We start from the raw sequence: 13,213 nt of genomic DNA, 5'->3' as shown, positions 1-13,213 counted from the left end.
CGGCGGCTACGCCGCACACGGCGGACACGACGGGCAGCAGCTGCTCTACCCGCAGGACGCGCACTACCAGGGCTACCCCGAGGAGCCGGTGCTGGCCGGGCTGGAGACCCGCGACGTCTCCGCCTGGTTCGGCGCCCGCAAGGTCCTGGAGCGGGTCTCGCTCGCCATGCCGGCCGGCGAGGTGACGGCCCTGATCGGACCGTCCGGCTGCGGCAAGTCCACCTACCTGCGGATCCTCAACCGGATGCACGAGATGGTCCGGGGCGCCGCGCTCTCCGGCGAGGTGCTGCTGGACGGCGACGACGTCTACCGCCCCGGCCGCCGCCCGGCCGAGGTGCGCCGCCGGATCGGCATGGTGTTCCAGCGGCCCAACCCGTTCCCGGCGATGTCCATCAAGGACAACGTCGCCAGCGGGCTCAAGCTCGCCGGCATCAAGGTCACCAGGGACGAGCGCGAGCACCTGGTGGAGACCAGCCTGCGCCAGGCCGGCCTCTGGGACGAGGTGGCCGGCCGGCTGGAGGCCCCGGGCGGCTCGCTCTCCGGCGGCCAGCAGCAGCGCCTGTGCATCGCGCGGTCGCTGGCGGTCTCGCCGGACATCCTGCTGATGGACGAGCCGTGCTCGGCGCTCGACCCGACCTCGACCCGCCGGGTCGAGGAGACCATCGCGGAGCTGCGCGGGCAGCTCACCATCGTGATCGTCACCCACAACATGCAGCAGGCCCAGCGCGTCTCGCAGAGCTGCGCGTTCTTCCTGGCCACCCACGACACCCCGGGCCGGATCGTCGAGCACGGGCCGACCGAGCAGGTCTTCCACCACCCGCGCGACCAGCGGACCTCGGACTACGTCAACGGCCGCTTCGGGTAACCGGGTCCGCCCGGCCGATCCGTCCGTCTGCTCGACTACTCGCCGCGGTGCCGGAGGATCTCCTCCAGCACCGCGGCGACGCCGTCCTGCTCGTTGCTCACCGTGTGCAGCGCCACTGCGGCCAGCACCTGCGGGTGGGCGTTGGCGACGGCGTACGCGGTACCCGCCCAGGCCAGCATCTCCAGGTCGTTCGGCATGTCGCCGAAGGCCACCACCTCGCCCCGGTCGATCCCCCGCCCGGCGCACCAACGGGCCAGCGTGCTGGCCTTGGTGACGCCGGGCGCGCTGATCTCCAGCAGCGGGATCGGCGCCGAGCGGGTGATCTCGGCGAGGTCCCCGGCGGCCTCCCTGGCCTCGCCGAGCAGCTTGTCCGGGTCCAGGTCCGGGTGCTTGGCGAGCAGCTTGAACAGCCCGCGCACCGGCCCGCCGGCGCCGAGCAGCTCCTCCGTCGGACCGACCGGGTGGTTCTCGTCCTGCCCCCACATCCGGACCTCGTAGCCGGGCTCGCGGGCGAACCCGGCCGGGTACTCGAAGGCGAACGCGATGCCCGGCAGCTTGGCCCGCAACCGCCCGACCACGGCGAGCGCCTCCGCCTTCCCCAGCGGGAACGACTCCAGCAGCTCGCCCCGGTGCACGTCCACCACGGCGCCGCCGTTCGAACAGATCGCCACCCCGTGGCCGCCGATGTGCGCGCTCACCTGCTGCATCCAGCGCGGCGGCCGGCCGGTCACGAACACCACCTGGATCCCGGCCGCCTCGGCGGCGGCCAGGGCGGCGGCGGTGCGCCCGGTGACGGTGCCGCCGGAGCAGAGCAGGGTGCCGTCCAGGTCGGAGGCGATCAGCCGGATCGGGGGAGCGGTGCGCGGTGTGGTCACCGACCCATCTTCGCCCACGCACCGCCGGCAGGTCACCGGGGCGGGTGGCCCGGCCCCGGATCGATCTTTGCGGCACGTTTCGGCCCCGGCCGCACCGGTTTCCGGCCGATCACCCCGCCCCCGGGGTGTCCCACCGCCCCCGACCGGGCAGGACTCCCCTCGGCCACCCCGTCGGCAGGAAGAGCCATGCCAACTCGCCAGGTCCGAGACGAGAGCCCCCCGACCGCCCCCGAGGACGCCCCGCCGCCCTCCCGCGAGCCGGTCCTGATCGGCGACATCCTCTTCGACACCCTCGCCGACCTCGCCCGCCGCACCACCCCGACCCACCCCGTCCACCTCCCCGCCCCACGGCCGCACCCCTGAAGCAGGGAGGCTGTGCGGTCGGCGTCACCGCGTTCGGCCAGGTCCGGCTCAGATCGCGATGAGCCGGACCCGGTCGCCGCAGAGCCTGGCCATGTCGTCGACGTCCGAGGTGAGCATGGCCACCGGCCCCGGTTGGCGGAGGGCCATCTCGGCGACGGTAGCGTCGATGGCGTACTTGTGGCCGTGCAGACCGGCCTGCTTGAGCAGTGCCGCGGAGGCCCTGGCGGCATGCTCGGTCACCGGCTCGATCCTGACCTGTGAGAGGACCCAGTTCAGTCGGGCGGTGTTCGCTTTGGCGTGCGAGATCTCCACGATGGTGTTGGCGCCGATCACGAGACCGGCGGCCATCGAGTGGAACGCGCTGATCATCGCGAGCACCGCACGGTCCTGCGAGATCCAGGCGGACATCCCCTGGGAGTCCAGGACGACGGTCCCGATGCGCTCGCTCACGCGGCGGCCGCTCCGCTGCCGGATTCGGACGAACCGAAGATCCTCGCGTGCGCGGCTGTGAGTTCCTCCTCCGTGAACGCGCCGTGCTCCTCCTCGTACCGGCGCAGCTCTTCACCGAGCAGTTGGTGCCTGATCTGTCGGGCGACCGCCTCGGCGACGTAGCCGGAGACGTTGTCCGTGAGCTTCTTCAGCTCGGCTACCTGCTCGGTGGGCAGGGTGACGGTGATCCGCGTGGTGGCTGCCATGGGGCAAGCATACCGCCGGTATGCGCGTCCCGGTGGTGCGAGAGACAGCAGCCGGCCCTGGCCGCCGGCCCCGCCCGCCGGCGCGGGCGGGGCCGCGGTTCAGGAGGCGAGGCGCTTCAGCGCCGCGGTGGTGATGGCTTCGACCGAGGCCGCGGGGCCGGTGAGCTCGACGAGGGCGACCCGGGTGCCGCTGCGCAGGACGGCGACCCCGCCACTGGCGGCGCCGTCGCCGTTGTAGGAGGGGTACCAGTGGGCGGTGCCGCCGGCGGCGGTCAGGGTGTGGGCCGCGCCGTAGTACCAGTGGCCGGCGGGCTCGTGCTGGCAGTCCTGGACGAGCGCGACGAGCTGCTGCTCCCAGGTGGCGGCCACAGGGCCGGTGGGGGCGCTAGCGGCCGACTCGATCAGCAGGCCGTCGGTGGCGAAGGTCCAGGTCACGGAGGCGTACGCGGTGGCCCGGCCCTTGGTCAGGTCGCGCATCGTCTGCTCGCCGGAGCACGCGGACAGCCCCTGGCGTCCGGTCAGCGCGACGGTCGCGCCGACCGGGTTCAGGCCCTGCTGGAGCTGGTCCTCGCTCTGGACGAGGGCGGCGGAGCCGAGTCCGGGCGCGGGGATGGCGACCACGGCCGGTCGGGCGTCGGCGATCGCGCCGGAGGTGATCGGGGCGGCGGCGCCCGGGGCGGCGGCGCCCGGCTGCGCGGGCCCGTCGGCGGTGGCCGACCGGGTGCCGACGACGCTGACCGCGATCAGCGCGGCGGCGACGCAGGCCGCGGCGGCGACCCGGTTGCGGCGGACGGACTTCTGCTGGACGGCCTGGTTCTCGGTCATCTGTTCCCCCTGCTGGTCGGGACGCCCGCTGCGTCCTCCTACAACCGGGGAGATGCCGCCGGAGGAAGGAAAGTCGGATCCCCGGCCGGCTGTTTCACAGCCGTGACAGAGCGGTCCTGACGACGCGGTCCATCGCGGCCGTCCCCAGGCAGGCATGGACCTCCAGCACCCCGTAGTGGCTGCCGTTGCGCAGCACGGCGATGCCGCCGCAGGGCTCCTCGCCCTCCGGTGCTCTGCCGGTGGTGTTGAGGAGTCCCTCGTAGCTGCCCATCCAGCTCGCGGTGACGTCCGGGGCGAGCCGCAGCGTCGTGGTCCTTCCGTAGACCCAGTGCCCCGCCGGTTCCTCCTGGCAGGACACCTGTTCCAGCAGCAGGCGCTCGGCGAAGTCCTGCGCCAGGGAGGGGCTCGGGGCCTCGGCGGCGACCTCGCGGGCGACCTGGTCGACCTGGTCGGTGGCCCGCGTGGGGTCGTCCGGACCGGTGCGGAGGCTGGTCGTCAGTCCGCGGAAGTGGGCACCGGGCCCGCCCAGGGTCTGCGTGAGGGTCTTCTCGCCGGTGCAGGCCGGGTTGGCGTAGAACCCGTCGCCGTACCGGTCGGTGACGTGGATCCGGCCGACGGGGACCTCCGGGCGGAACGCCACGGGTTCCAGAAGGTTCTCGGTCGTCACCGGCCCGGGCGCACCGGTCGCACCGCTCGGCGAGGCGGAGCCGGAGTCGGGGCCCGAGGAAGCGCCCGAGGACGCGGACGCCGGGACGGACCCGCCGGCCCCGCCCGGGGGCGGCGGCAGGACGAACCGGCCGGTCGCCAGCCCGAGCGCGGCGGCCGCCACCAGGGCGGCGGCGGCCGACCGGAGCCGGACGACGGCGTGGCCGCCGCCCGCCGCGGGACCGCCGCTCACGGACCGGTGACCAGGCGCTCGCGCATGAAGCGGCGGGCCTTCTGGATACGGTCCTTGACCGTGCCCATCGGGGTGTCCAGTTCCTCGGCCACCTGGGCGTAGGTCAGGTCGCCCAGGTCGCGCAGCACGAAGGACTCCACCAGGGCGGGGTGCTGCTGCTCCAGCGCGGCCAGCGCCTCCATCACGTCGAGCCGGGTCCCGGCGATGACGCTGGTGGTGCGCGGGTCGACGGGCTCGGGGAGGTCGGCGTGGCTGTCCTCGGCGCGCCGGCGCATCGAGCGGTAGGTGGACCGGGCGGCGTTCGAGGCGATCACCGTCACCCAGCCCAGGAAGGAGCCCCGGCCGTCGTACCTGCCCAGGTTCCTGCTGATGGACAGCAGCGCGTCCTGCGCTGCCTCCTCCGCGTCGGCGTGGTGGGGCAGGAAGCGCGAGCAGCGGCGCAGCACCACCGGCCGCAGCTTGGCCAGCAGGTACTCCATCGACCCCGGGTCCCCCGCCCGAGCAGCCGCCACGAGCCGTTCCGACTCGCCTTCCTCGAACACCCGGATCCCCCCGTTTCGTCCCGCTCGGCGTCCCCCGTCGAAGGGGAGTTCCGCACTCCCCGCGACTCCGGCAGAATGCTGCCACATGCGCAAGCTCGGCCGTTACCTCCTGTTGGAGCGGCTCGGCGCCGGCTCCTTCGCCACGGTCTGGAAGGCCTACGATCCGGAGCTCGACACCGAGGTCGCGGTGAAGGTGCTGGCCGAGAACTGGGCCGCCAACGCCGATGTGCGCGAGCGGTTCCTGGCGGAGGCGAGGCTGCTGCGCCGGATCGCCAGCCCGCGGGTGGTCCGGGTGCACGACGTCGGGGTGCAGGAGGACCGGCCCTACTTCGTCATGGACTGCGTACGCGGCGGCACCCTGGCGGACCGGGTCGGGCAGTGCGACCCGCCGGAGGCGCTGCGGTTGGCCGCGGAGGCGGGCTACGCGGTACAGGTCCTGCACGAGGCGGGCGTGGTGCACCGCGACGTCAAGCCGTCCAACCTGCTGCTCGCCACCGGCTCCGCGCCCGCCGCTGTGCTGGTGGCGGACCTGGGCAGCGCGAAGCGGCTGGCCGACGCGTCCGGGCTGACGGTGACCACGGGCACGCCCGCGTACATGGCGCCGGAACAGGCCTTCCAGACCGGCGGGTTCGACGGGCGGGCCGATGTGTACGCGCTGGCCGTGGTGGCCTACGAGCTGCTGACCGGACAGAAGCCGTTCGGCCCGGGCGGGCGCGCCACAGCCCTGATGACCGACCGGCCGACCGCCTCGACGCTGCCGGCCCTCCCGGCCGGGGTGGAGCTCCCACCGCACCTCGCCGTGCTGCTACGGGCCGCGATGTCCGTCGAGCCGGCGGACCGGCCGCCGACCGCCCGGGCCTTCGCGGACGCGCTGCTGGCCCCGGCCCCGCAGTCCCGGCCCCCGGAAGGCGCCGGGTGGCTGACCCCGCGCGCGGTCCGCCTGGCGTCGGCCACGGTGTTCACGGCGGCGGCCCTGCTGAGCTGGCTGTTGCGCTGAATCCGACGGGGGGCCGGCCGCGGACCGCTCCCGTAGGGTCGACGGCATGCGACTCAGTACGGTGATCCTCCCCATCCACCGGTGGAGCGAGGGGCAGAAAGTCTGGCGGCGGGCCGAGGACCTCGGCTTCCATGCCGCGTACACCTACGACCACCTGTCGTGGCGGTCGTTCCGGGACGAGCCGTGGTTCGGCTCGTTGCCGACGCTGACCGCGGCGGCCACCGCGACCGAGCGGATCAGGCTGGGGACGCTGGTGACCTCAGTCAATCCTCGTTCACCTATCACGCCCTGAGCTGCGAAAACGAGGCTAGCGGCGGGCGAGTCAGATCAGCTCGACTGCGACGCGCGGGTGACACAGCCGCCGCAGATCATCGAGGTCGCTCGTCACGACTGTCACGTCACCGTGTTCCAGATGGGCGGTGGCGGCAAGCATCGCGTCGATGGCGTACTTGTGCCCGTGCAGGCTTTCGGACACCAGCAACTTGCTTGCAGCACGGGCGATCTCTTCTGTGACGGGCCGCACCTTGGTCAGGGACACGGCGTGGTCGAACGCAGCCTGCGGCACCTTGGGATCGCGGGCCTCCACCAGCGTGGCCGCGCTCGTCACGACCAGGAGGTCCAGCGTGCGGGCGACGTCCAGCCACACGGTCATGTCGCGGTGCCGCCGGGAGAGCTTGGAGAGTGCCTCGCTGTCGAGAACGAGGGTGCCGCTCATGCGGCGTCCGCCGGAGCGGCGTCTCCACGGTGAGCGGCGTGGTGCGCGCGGATGCGCTCGGCCTTGGCCGCCACCTCGGCCGGCTCGACCGGCCCGTGTTCGGCTTCCGCGACCGCGATGTACTCGTCGATGGCTTCGCGCTGGAGCTGTCGCTGCACGGCCTCCTCAATGTAGGAGGAGACGCCCTGCCTGCCGGCGCGCGCGCGGATCGCCTCCAGGGTCTCGGCGCGCAGGGAGACGCTGGTGACTCTCGTTTTGCCAGGGCGCGGAGTGTCCATAACAGAAGTGTATTACATCGTGTGTGAGCTACGAGGGTCTTTCTCGGCTCCGTTCCTGAAGAGGCGGACGGGGCTCCCGTAAGGTCGGGATTATGCGACTGAGCACAGTGATCCTCCCCATCCACCGGTGGAGCGAGGGGCAGAAAGTCTGGCGGCGGGCCGAGGACCTCGGCTTCCATGCCGCGTACACCTACGACCACCTGTCGTGGCGGTCGTTCCGGGACGAGCCGTGGTTCGGCTCGCTGCCGACGCTGACCGCGGCGGCGACCGCCACCGAGCGGATCCGGCTGGGGACGCTGGTGACCTCGCCGAACTTCCGGCACCCGGTGACGCTGGCGAAGGAGCTGATCACGCTGGACGACGTGTCCGGCGGACGGCTGACGCTCGGGATCGGGGCCGGGGGGACGGGGTACGACGCGACGGCGACGGGCCAGGAGGCCTGGTCGCCGAAGGAGCGGGCGGACCGGCTGGGGGAGTTCCTGCCGCTGCTGGACGAGCTGCTGACCAACGACGCGACGACCCGTGAGGGGACGTACTACTCGGCGGTGGAGGCGCGGAACATCCCCGGCTGCGTGCAGTCGCCGCGGGTGCCGTTCTACGTGGCCGCGACCGGCCCGCGCGGGCTGCGGCTGGCCGCCGAGTTCGGGCAGGGCTGGGTGACCTACGGGGACCCGAAGGGCCCGGCGGACGTACCGGTGGAGCAGGCGCCCGCCGTGGTCGCGGCGCAGATCGGGAAGCTGACGGCGGCCTGCGAGGCCCGCGGGCGGGACGTCGGCGAGCTGGAGAAGGTGCTGCTCCAGGGTTCGACGGCGGAGAAGCCGCTGGAGTCGCTGGACGCCTTCGTGGACTGGGCCGGGACGTACCGGGAGCTGGGGATCACCGAACTGGTGGTGCACTGGCCGGTGCCGGACTCGATCTTCGCCAACGACCCGGCGGTCTTCGAACGGATCGCCACCGAGGGCCTCGCCCAGCTGGGCTGAGGGCTGAGGCACGCGGGCGGTCCCGGGCCGTCCGCGTGGTGATCCCTTAGGGGACGGGCGGGGCGGTGTCATCCCGGAGTTGCAGGCGGGCTCGTCATCGCAGCCCATGTTCACAAGGGCACACGCGCACTACGTTGACCCTGTGTCCACTGTCATCAAGACGGACGGCCTCACCAAGAGGTTCCCCCGGGTGACTGCCCTCGATCAGCTGACCGTTGAGGTCGAGCCCGGGGTGGTCGGCCTGGTGGGAGCGAATGGCGCCGGCAAGTCCACACTCATCAAGATCCTGCTCGGGCTCTCCCCGGCGACCTCCGGTACCGGGCGGGTGCTCGGGCTGGACATCGCCACCCAGGGGTCGGAGATCCGCGAGCAGGTCGGCTACATGCCGGAGCACGACTGCCTGCCGCCGGACGTCTCGGCCACCGAGTTCGTGGTCCACATGGCGCGGATGGCCGGGCTGCCGGCCGCCGCCGCCAGGGAGCGGACGGCGGACACGCTGCGGCACGTCGGCCTGTACGAGGAGCGGTACCGTCCGATGGGCGGCTACTCGACCGGTATGAAGCAGCGGGTGAAGCTGGCGCAGGCGCTGGTGCACGACCCGAAGCTGGTGCTGCTCGACGAGCCCACCAACGGTCTGGACCCGGTCGGCCGCGACGACATGCTGTCGCTGATCCGCCGCGTGTACAGCGACTTCGGCATCTCGGTGCTGGTCACCACCCACCTGCTGGGCGAGCTGGAGCGCACCTGCGACCACCTGGTGGTCATCGACGGCGGCAAGCTGCTGCGCTCCTCGTCGACGGCTTCCTTCACCGGCGCGACGGCCACCCTGGCGGTCGAGGTGACGGACCACCCGGAGGACCACGGCCTGGACGCGAGCGCCGCGATGCGCACGCGGCTGGTGGCGGCGGGCCTGTCGGTGGAGACGGAGGGGACGCGGATCCTGCTGGTCCGGCTGGCGGGCGACGAGACCTACGACGCCATCCGGGACGCGGTCGCGGGGCTCGGGCTCGGCCTGGTCCGGCTGGAGCAGCGGCGGCACCGGGTCGCGGAGCTGTTCACCGGGAGCGCGGACGGCGCCGAGAGCAGTGACAGCACCGGCAGCACCCGGACGACGGAGAACGAGGGGAGTACCGCAGATGTCGCTTCCTCCTGAGTCCCGGCCGGCCGACACCGGCGTCATCCACGACATCGGCTACCGCGGCTACACCGGGCCCCGGCTCGGCCGGGGGTACGCCGCACGCTCGCTGTTCACCCAGAGCCTGCGCGCCGCGTACGGCCTCGGGCGGTCCGGCAAGTCCAAGGTGCTGCCGATGCTGGTGCTGGGCGTGGCCACCGTGCCGGCCCTGATCATCGTCGCGGTCGCCGTGGTCACCGGGGTCGACAAGCTCCCGGTGGACTACGCCCAGTACCTGAGCGCGATCGGCCTGGTGGTCTCGATCTTCCTGGCCTCGCAGGCGCCGGTGCTGTTCTCCCGGGACCTGCGCCACCACACCGTGCCGCTGTACTTCTCCCGGCCGATCACCCGCACCGACTACGTCCGGGCCAAGTTCGGGGCGATGGCCTGCGCCCAGCTGCTGCTGATGCTGGCGCCGCTGCTGGTGCTCTACATCGGCTCGCTGCTGGTGGGGCTGAAGTTCGGGGACCAGACCGCGCACTTCTTCTACGGTCTGACGGCCGCCGTGCTGTACGCGCTGGTGCCGACCTCGGTCGCGGTGGTGATCGCCGCCACCACGCCGCGGCGGGGCTTCGGGGTGGCCGCGATCATGGGCTACCTGGCGGTGACCACCGCGGTGGTCGGGGTCGTGGTGGGGCTGTCCATCACCACGACCGGCTTCGACGAGCCGCTGCCGACCTACCCGCAGTGGGCCGCGCTGCTGTCGCCGGGCGGGCTGGTGGAGAGCCTGACCAACGAGCTGTTCGACCTCGGCACCGGCTCGCAGCGGATGCACGCGCCGGGCGGGCTCGGCCTGCTGGTGTTCACCCTGGTCGCCGTCGCGATGGTGGCCGGCTCGTACCGGCTGCTGCTGCGCCGCTATCGGAACGTTTGAGAGGGCGTCATGGCCACCATCACCATCGACAAGGTCTCCCGCTGGTTCGGGAACGTGGTCGCCGTCAACGACGTCAGCATGACGATCGGCCCCGGCATCACGGGTCTGCTCGGTCCGAACGGTGCCGGCAAGTCGACCCTCATCCACATGATGAGCGGCTTCCTGGCGCCGTCCACCGGCACGGTCACCCTGGACGGTGCGCCGATCTGGCGCAACCAGGAGGTGTACCGGCAGATCGGCCTGGTCCCCGAGCGGGAGTCGATGTACGACTACCTGACCGGCTGGGAGTTCGTTCTCGCCAACGCCGAGCTGCACGGTCTGCCCCACCCGGGCGCCGCCGCCCGCAAGGCGCTCGCCCTGGTCGAGATGGAGTACGCCCAGGAACGGCGCACCGGCACCTACTCCAAGGGCATGAAGCAGCGGGTCAAGATGGCCTCGGCGCTGGTCCACGACCCGGCGGTGCTGCTGCTCGACGAGCCGTTCAACGGTATGGACCCGCGCCAGCGGCTCCAGCTGATGGAGCTGCTGCGGCGGTTCGGCTCGGACGGCCGGACGGTGCTGTTCTCCTCGCACATCCTGGAGGAGGTCGAGCAGCTGGCCCGGCACATCGAGGTGGTGGTGGCCGGCCGGCACGCGGCCTCCGGGGACTTCCGCAAGATCCGCCGGCTGATGACCGACCGCCCGCACCGCTACCTGGTCCGCTCCAGCGACGACCGGCAGCTCGCGGCGGCGCTGATCGCCGACCCGTCGACGGCCGGCATCGAGCTGGACTGGCAGGAGAAGGCGCTGCGGATCCAGGCGGTGAACTTCCAGGGCTTCACCACCCTGCTGCCGCAGGTCGCCCAGCGGGCCGGTATCCGGCTGTACACCGTGGCCCCGGCGGACGAGTCGCTGGAGAGCGTGTTCTCCTACCTCGTCTCCGCGTAGTCCCGGCCCCCCGGCCCCCCGGGGCCCATCGACCGCCGACCGCCGACCGGCACCCCTCACCAGGACCAGGAACCCCAGGAAGGCCGACCCACCATGAACCCGACCGTCGCCAGGCTGACGCTGCGCGGCCTGCTCGGCCGCCGCCGCGGCCTGCTGCTGCTGGTGGTCCCCGTCCTGCTGCTGCTCGTCTCGGCCTTCGCCGCCGCGGCCAGCGGAAACCACCACGACCTGGTCGTCGACATCCTCGGCAAGCTCGGTCTGGGGACCCTGCTGCCGATCCTCGGACTGGTCGTCGGGACCGGTGCCATCGCCACCGAGATCGACGACGGCTCGATCGTCTACCTGCTCGCCAAGCCGCTGCCGCGCTGGAAGATCATCACCACCAAGCTGACGGTGGCGATCGGCATCACCTGGGCGTTCTCGGCGGTGCCGATGCTGCTGTCCGGCCTGATGATGTACGGCACCAAGGAGGGCCTGGCGCTCGCCTACACGGTCGCCGCGCTGGTCTCCGGCGCCGCGTACAGCGCGCTGTTCCTGCTGCTGGGCGTGGTGACCCGGCACGCGGTGGTGGCCGGGCTGGCGTACGCGCTGGTGTGGGAGGCGGTGATCGGCAACTTCGTCGAGGGCGCCCGCAAGCTGAGCATCCAGCAGTGGGGGATGGCGGTGGCCGAGTCGGTGGCCGCCGAGGGCTCGATCACCTCGGTGGTCTCGCTCGGCGCGGGCGTCGCGCTGCTGCTGGTGGTCGGGGTGGCGGCGACGGTGCTCGCCTCGGTGAAGCTGGCCGGGCTCACCCTGGCCTCGGAGGAGTAGCACGCGTCCCGGACCGGAGCAGCACACGGCCCGCACGGCTCACCGAGCCGTGCGGGCCGTTCGCGTCGGCGTCAGAGCGTGCGGTCGCGCCCGGCGCCCCAGCCCGCGACGGCCACCACGCTGACCAGGACCAGCATCAGCGCCAGCACCGTGGTCCAGCCGCCGGTCGCCTGGCGCAGCGCCCCGGCGCCGACCGGCCCGGCCGCCGCGACCAGGTAGCCGACCGCCTGCGACATCCCGCCCAGCTGGGCTGCGCCCGCGGCGCTGTCGGTCCGCAGCACGATGAAGGCGAGGCCGAGGCCGAGCGAACCGCCCTGGGCGACGCCGAGGATGACGGCCGCCACCCAGGCGCCGGGCACCGGGGCGATCAGCAGGACGGCGATGCCGACCGCGTTGAGCAGGGCCATCGAGACGGCGAGCGCCCGCTGGTTGGTCATCCGCCCGGCGAACAGCGGCACCAGGAAGGCGCCGGCCACCTGGACCAGGTTGGAGAAGGCGAAGACCAGGCCGGCCTCGCCCCGGTCCATCCCGTGGTCGGCCAGGATCGTCGGCATCCACGCGACCAGCGTGTAGACCAGCAGCGACGAGATGCCCATGAACAGGCTGATCTGCCAGGCCAGCGGCGAGCGCCAGATCCCCTGGATCGGCCGGACCGGGGCGGCCGGCGCGGCGGCGGCACCGGGGACGGCGTTGGCACCGGCGCCGTCCCGGGCGGCCCGGGCCCGCAGCACCTGCGGCAGCCAGGCCACCGCCGCGACCAGCGCGAGCAGCGACCAGGCGCCGAGCGAGGCCTCCCAGCCGCCGCCGAGCGCGTGCTCCAGCGGCACCGACAGACCGGCCGCCATGGTCGCGCCGACCAGCATGGTGGTCGAGTAGACGCCGGTCATCGCGGCGGCCCGGTCCGGGAACTCGCGCTTGACCAGGCCGGGCATCGAGACGTTCAGTACGGCGATCGCGACCCCGATCACCACACACCCGGCGTACAGCGCCGCCACCGAGGGCAGTACCCGCAGCAGCACCCCGGCGCCGAGTACCAGGACCGCGCCCAGCACCACCCGCTCGGTTCCGAAGCGCCGGGTCAGCCGGGGGGTGAGCGGCGCGCCGACGCCCTGGAAGAGCACCGGCACGGTGGTGATCAGTCCGCTCGCGGTGGCGGAGAGACCGAAGGAGCGCTGGATCTCGCCCACCATCGGCGACACCGCCGCCAGGCAGGCGCGCATGTTCAGGGCGACCAGCAGGATGCCGGTCAGCAGCAGTGCGGGGTGGGCGAGCCGGGAGCGGACGGGCAGCGGGAATGAGGTGGTGACAACCGGCTGCTGGGCACGGGTGACGGCCATGCGTGGTGCTCTTTCGTGGGATTCGGAGTGCGTCCGGGCAGGCGGACGGAACGGAAGG

General features: G+C 72.8%; 17 protein-coding genes and 1 pseudogene. 9 read left to right on the top strand and 9 right to left on the bottom strand.

What is annotated here, in order from left to right; genetic code table 11:
- The first annotated feature begins 88 nt into the window (after positions 1 to 88).
- Positions 89 to 865: a phosphate ABC transporter ATP-binding protein gene (locus OG715_RS21745; protein ID WP_266271771.1), complete on the top strand. Its 777-nt coding sequence runs from the start codon at positions 89 to 91 to the stop codon at positions 863 to 865.
- A 35-nt stretch (positions 866 to 900) separates the two neighbouring features.
- On the opposite strand, the gene OG715_RS21740 is transcribed toward OG715_RS21745, so the two are convergent.
- Complete coding sequence (locus tag OG715_RS21740) at positions 901 to 1,740, bottom strand: HAD family hydrolase (protein ID WP_266270514.1); 840 nt, start codon at positions 1,738 to 1,740, stop codon at positions 901 to 903.
- Positions 1,741 to 1,926: 186 nt separating this feature from the next.
- On the opposite strand from OG715_RS21740, the gene OG715_RS21735 reads away from it, so the two are divergent.
- A complete protein-coding gene (locus tag OG715_RS21735; protein WP_266270512.1) occupies positions 1,927 to 2,103 on the top strand; it encodes a hypothetical protein in 177 nt (58 codons plus the stop codon).
- Between the two features lie 48 nt (positions 2,104 to 2,151).
- Here OG715_RS21735 and OG715_RS21730 read toward each other — a convergent pair whose 3' ends face one another.
- From OG715_RS21730 to OG715_RS21710, 5 genes are all read right to left on the bottom strand, one after another.
- Positions 2,152 to 2,553 carry a DNA-binding protein gene (locus OG715_RS21730; protein WP_266270511.1) on the bottom strand — a complete coding sequence of 134 codons (402 nt, stop codon included), beginning with the start codon at positions 2,551 to 2,553 and terminating at the stop codon, positions 2,152 to 2,154.
- Positions 2,550 to 2,798, bottom strand: coding sequence for a type II toxin-antitoxin system CcdA family antitoxin (locus OG715_RS21725; protein ID WP_266270509.1), 249 nt, complete (start codon positions 2,796 to 2,798; stop codon positions 2,550 to 2,552). Before OG715_RS21725 ends, OG715_RS21730 begins: the two co-directional genes overlap by 4 nt.
- A gap of 99 nt (positions 2,799 to 2,897) precedes the next feature.
- Positions 2,898 to 3,623: a hypothetical protein gene (locus OG715_RS21720; RefSeq protein ID WP_266270508.1), complete on the bottom strand. Its 726-nt coding sequence runs from the start codon at positions 3,621 to 3,623 to the stop codon at positions 2,898 to 2,900.
- A 94-nt stretch (positions 3,624 to 3,717) separates the two neighbouring features.
- Positions 3,718 to 4,521 (bottom strand): hypothetical protein, encoded by an 804-nt coding sequence (locus OG715_RS21715; RefSeq protein ID WP_266270507.1) that lies wholly within the window; start codon positions 4,519 to 4,521, stop codon positions 3,718 to 3,720.
- The gene (locus OG715_RS21710; RefSeq protein ID WP_266270506.1) at positions 4,518 to 5,000 is read right to left on the bottom strand and encodes an RNA polymerase sigma factor; all 483 of its coding nucleotides are present in this window, start codon (positions 4,998 to 5,000) and stop codon (positions 4,518 to 4,520) included. The genes OG715_RS21715 and OG715_RS21710 overlap by 4 nt, the downstream gene beginning before the upstream one ends.
- Before the next feature lie 148 nt (positions 5,001 to 5,148).
- Here OG715_RS21710 and OG715_RS21705 point away from each other — a divergent pair, with 148 nt between their 5' ends.
- On the top strand, positions 5,149 to 6,060 hold the full coding sequence (locus OG715_RS21705) for a serine/threonine-protein kinase (protein ID WP_266270505.1): 912 nt from the start codon (positions 5,149 to 5,151) through the stop codon (positions 6,058 to 6,060).
- Between the two features lie 46 nt (positions 6,061 to 6,106).
- Positions 6,107 to 6,346 (top strand): annotated as a pseudogene (locus OG715_RS21700) (LLM class flavin-dependent oxidoreductase); the annotation flags it as partial.
- Positions 6,347 to 6,382: 36 nt separating this feature from the next.
- Here the strand turns inward: OG715_RS21700 and OG715_RS21695 are convergent.
- Positions 6,383 to 6,775 (bottom strand): type II toxin-antitoxin system VapC family toxin, encoded by a 393-nt coding sequence (locus OG715_RS21695; RefSeq protein WP_266270504.1) that lies wholly within the window; start codon positions 6,773 to 6,775, stop codon positions 6,383 to 6,385.
- The gene (locus OG715_RS21690; RefSeq protein ID WP_266270503.1) at positions 6,772 to 7,053 is read right to left on the bottom strand and encodes a hypothetical protein; all 282 of its coding nucleotides are present in this window, start codon (positions 7,051 to 7,053) and stop codon (positions 6,772 to 6,774) included. Before OG715_RS21690 ends, OG715_RS21695 begins: the two co-directional genes overlap by 4 nt.
- A 92-nt stretch (positions 7,054 to 7,145) precedes the next feature.
- On the opposite strand from OG715_RS21690, the gene OG715_RS21685 reads away from it, so the two are divergent.
- From OG715_RS21685 to OG715_RS21665, 5 genes are all read left to right on the top strand, one after another.
- Positions 7,146 to 8,033, top strand: a complete 888-nt coding sequence (locus tag OG715_RS21685) for an LLM class flavin-dependent oxidoreductase (protein WP_266270502.1) — start codon at positions 7,146 to 7,148, stop codon at positions 8,031 to 8,033.
- Positions 8,034 to 8,139: 106 nt separating this feature from the next.
- A complete protein-coding gene (locus tag OG715_RS21680; protein ID WP_266270501.1) occupies positions 8,140 to 9,186 on the top strand; it encodes an ABC transporter ATP-binding protein in 1,047 nt (348 codons plus the stop codon).
- Positions 9,170 to 10,081 (top strand): ABC-2 transporter permease, encoded by a 912-nt coding sequence (locus OG715_RS21675; protein ID WP_266270499.1) that lies wholly within the window; start codon positions 9,170 to 9,172, stop codon positions 10,079 to 10,081. The genes OG715_RS21680 and OG715_RS21675 overlap by 17 nt, the downstream gene beginning before the upstream one ends.
- A 9-nt stretch (positions 10,082 to 10,090) precedes the next feature.
- Positions 10,091 to 11,008, top strand: a complete 918-nt coding sequence (locus tag OG715_RS21670; RefSeq protein WP_266270498.1) for an ABC transporter ATP-binding protein — start codon at positions 10,091 to 10,093, stop codon at positions 11,006 to 11,008.
- Positions 11,009 to 11,101: 93 nt separating this feature from the next.
- Positions 11,102 to 11,818, top strand: coding sequence for an ABC transporter permease (locus tag OG715_RS21665; protein ID WP_266270497.1), 717 nt, complete (start codon positions 11,102 to 11,104; stop codon positions 11,816 to 11,818).
- Between the two features lie 71 nt (positions 11,819 to 11,889).
- Here the strand turns inward: OG715_RS21665 and OG715_RS21660 are convergent, their stop codons facing one another.
- The gene (locus OG715_RS21660; protein ID WP_266270495.1) at positions 11,890 to 13,155 is read right to left on the bottom strand and encodes a CynX/NimT family MFS transporter; all 1,266 of its coding nucleotides are present in this window, start codon (positions 13,153 to 13,155) and stop codon (positions 11,890 to 11,892) included.
- Positions 13,156 to 13,213 lie beyond the last annotated feature (58 nt).

Source organism: Kitasatospora purpeofusca (assembly GCF_036010405.1).
Classification (GTDB): domain Bacteria; phylum Actinomycetota; class Actinomycetes; order Streptomycetales; family Streptomycetaceae; genus Kitasatospora; species Kitasatospora purpeofusca.
This window is presented reverse-complemented; position numbering and strand designations above follow the sequence as displayed.

Coding starts and splice junctions, on each gene's coding strand:
- OG715_RS21735 (WP_266270512.1), top strand. CDS start 1,927: ATGCCAACTCGCCAGGTCCGAGACGAGAGCCCCCCGACCGCCCCCGAG.
- OG715_RS21680 (WP_266270501.1), top strand. CDS start 8,140: ATGTTCACAAGGGCACACGCGCACTACGTTGACCCTGTGTCCACTGTC.
- OG715_RS21695 (WP_266270504.1), bottom strand. CDS start 6,775: ATGAGCGGCACCCTCGTTCTCGACAGCGAGGCACTCTCCAAGCTCTCC.
- OG715_RS21660 (WP_266270495.1), bottom strand. CDS start 13,155: ATGGCCGTCACCCGTGCCCAGCAGCCGGTTGTCACCACCTCATTCCCG.
- OG715_RS21670 (WP_266270498.1), top strand. CDS start 10,091: ATGGCCACCATCACCATCGACAAGGTCTCCCGCTGGTTCGGGAACGTG.
- OG715_RS21675 (WP_266270499.1), top strand. CDS start 9,170: ATGTCGCTTCCTCCTGAGTCCCGGCCGGCCGACACCGGCGTCATCCAC.
- OG715_RS21720 (WP_266270508.1), bottom strand. CDS start 3,623: ATGACCGAGAACCAGGCCGTCCAGCAGAAGTCCGTCCGCCGCAACCGG.
- OG715_RS21705 (WP_266270505.1), top strand. CDS start 5,149: ATGCGCAAGCTCGGCCGTTACCTCCTGTTGGAGCGGCTCGGCGCCGGC.
- OG715_RS21665 (WP_266270497.1), top strand. CDS start 11,102: ATGAACCCGACCGTCGCCAGGCTGACGCTGCGCGGCCTGCTCGGCCGC.
- OG715_RS21710 (WP_266270506.1), bottom strand. CDS start 5,000: ATGGAGTACCTGCTGGCCAAGCTGCGGCCGGTGGTGCTGCGCCGCTGC.
- OG715_RS21685 (WP_266270502.1), top strand. CDS start 7,146: ATGCGACTGAGCACAGTGATCCTCCCCATCCACCGGTGGAGCGAGGGG.
- OG715_RS21725 (WP_266270509.1), bottom strand. CDS start 2,798: ATGGCAGCCACCACGCGGATCACCGTCACCCTGCCCACCGAGCAGGTA.
- OG715_RS21690 (WP_266270503.1), bottom strand. CDS start 7,053: ATGGACACTCCGCGCCCTGGCAAAACGAGAGTCACCAGCGTCTCCCTG.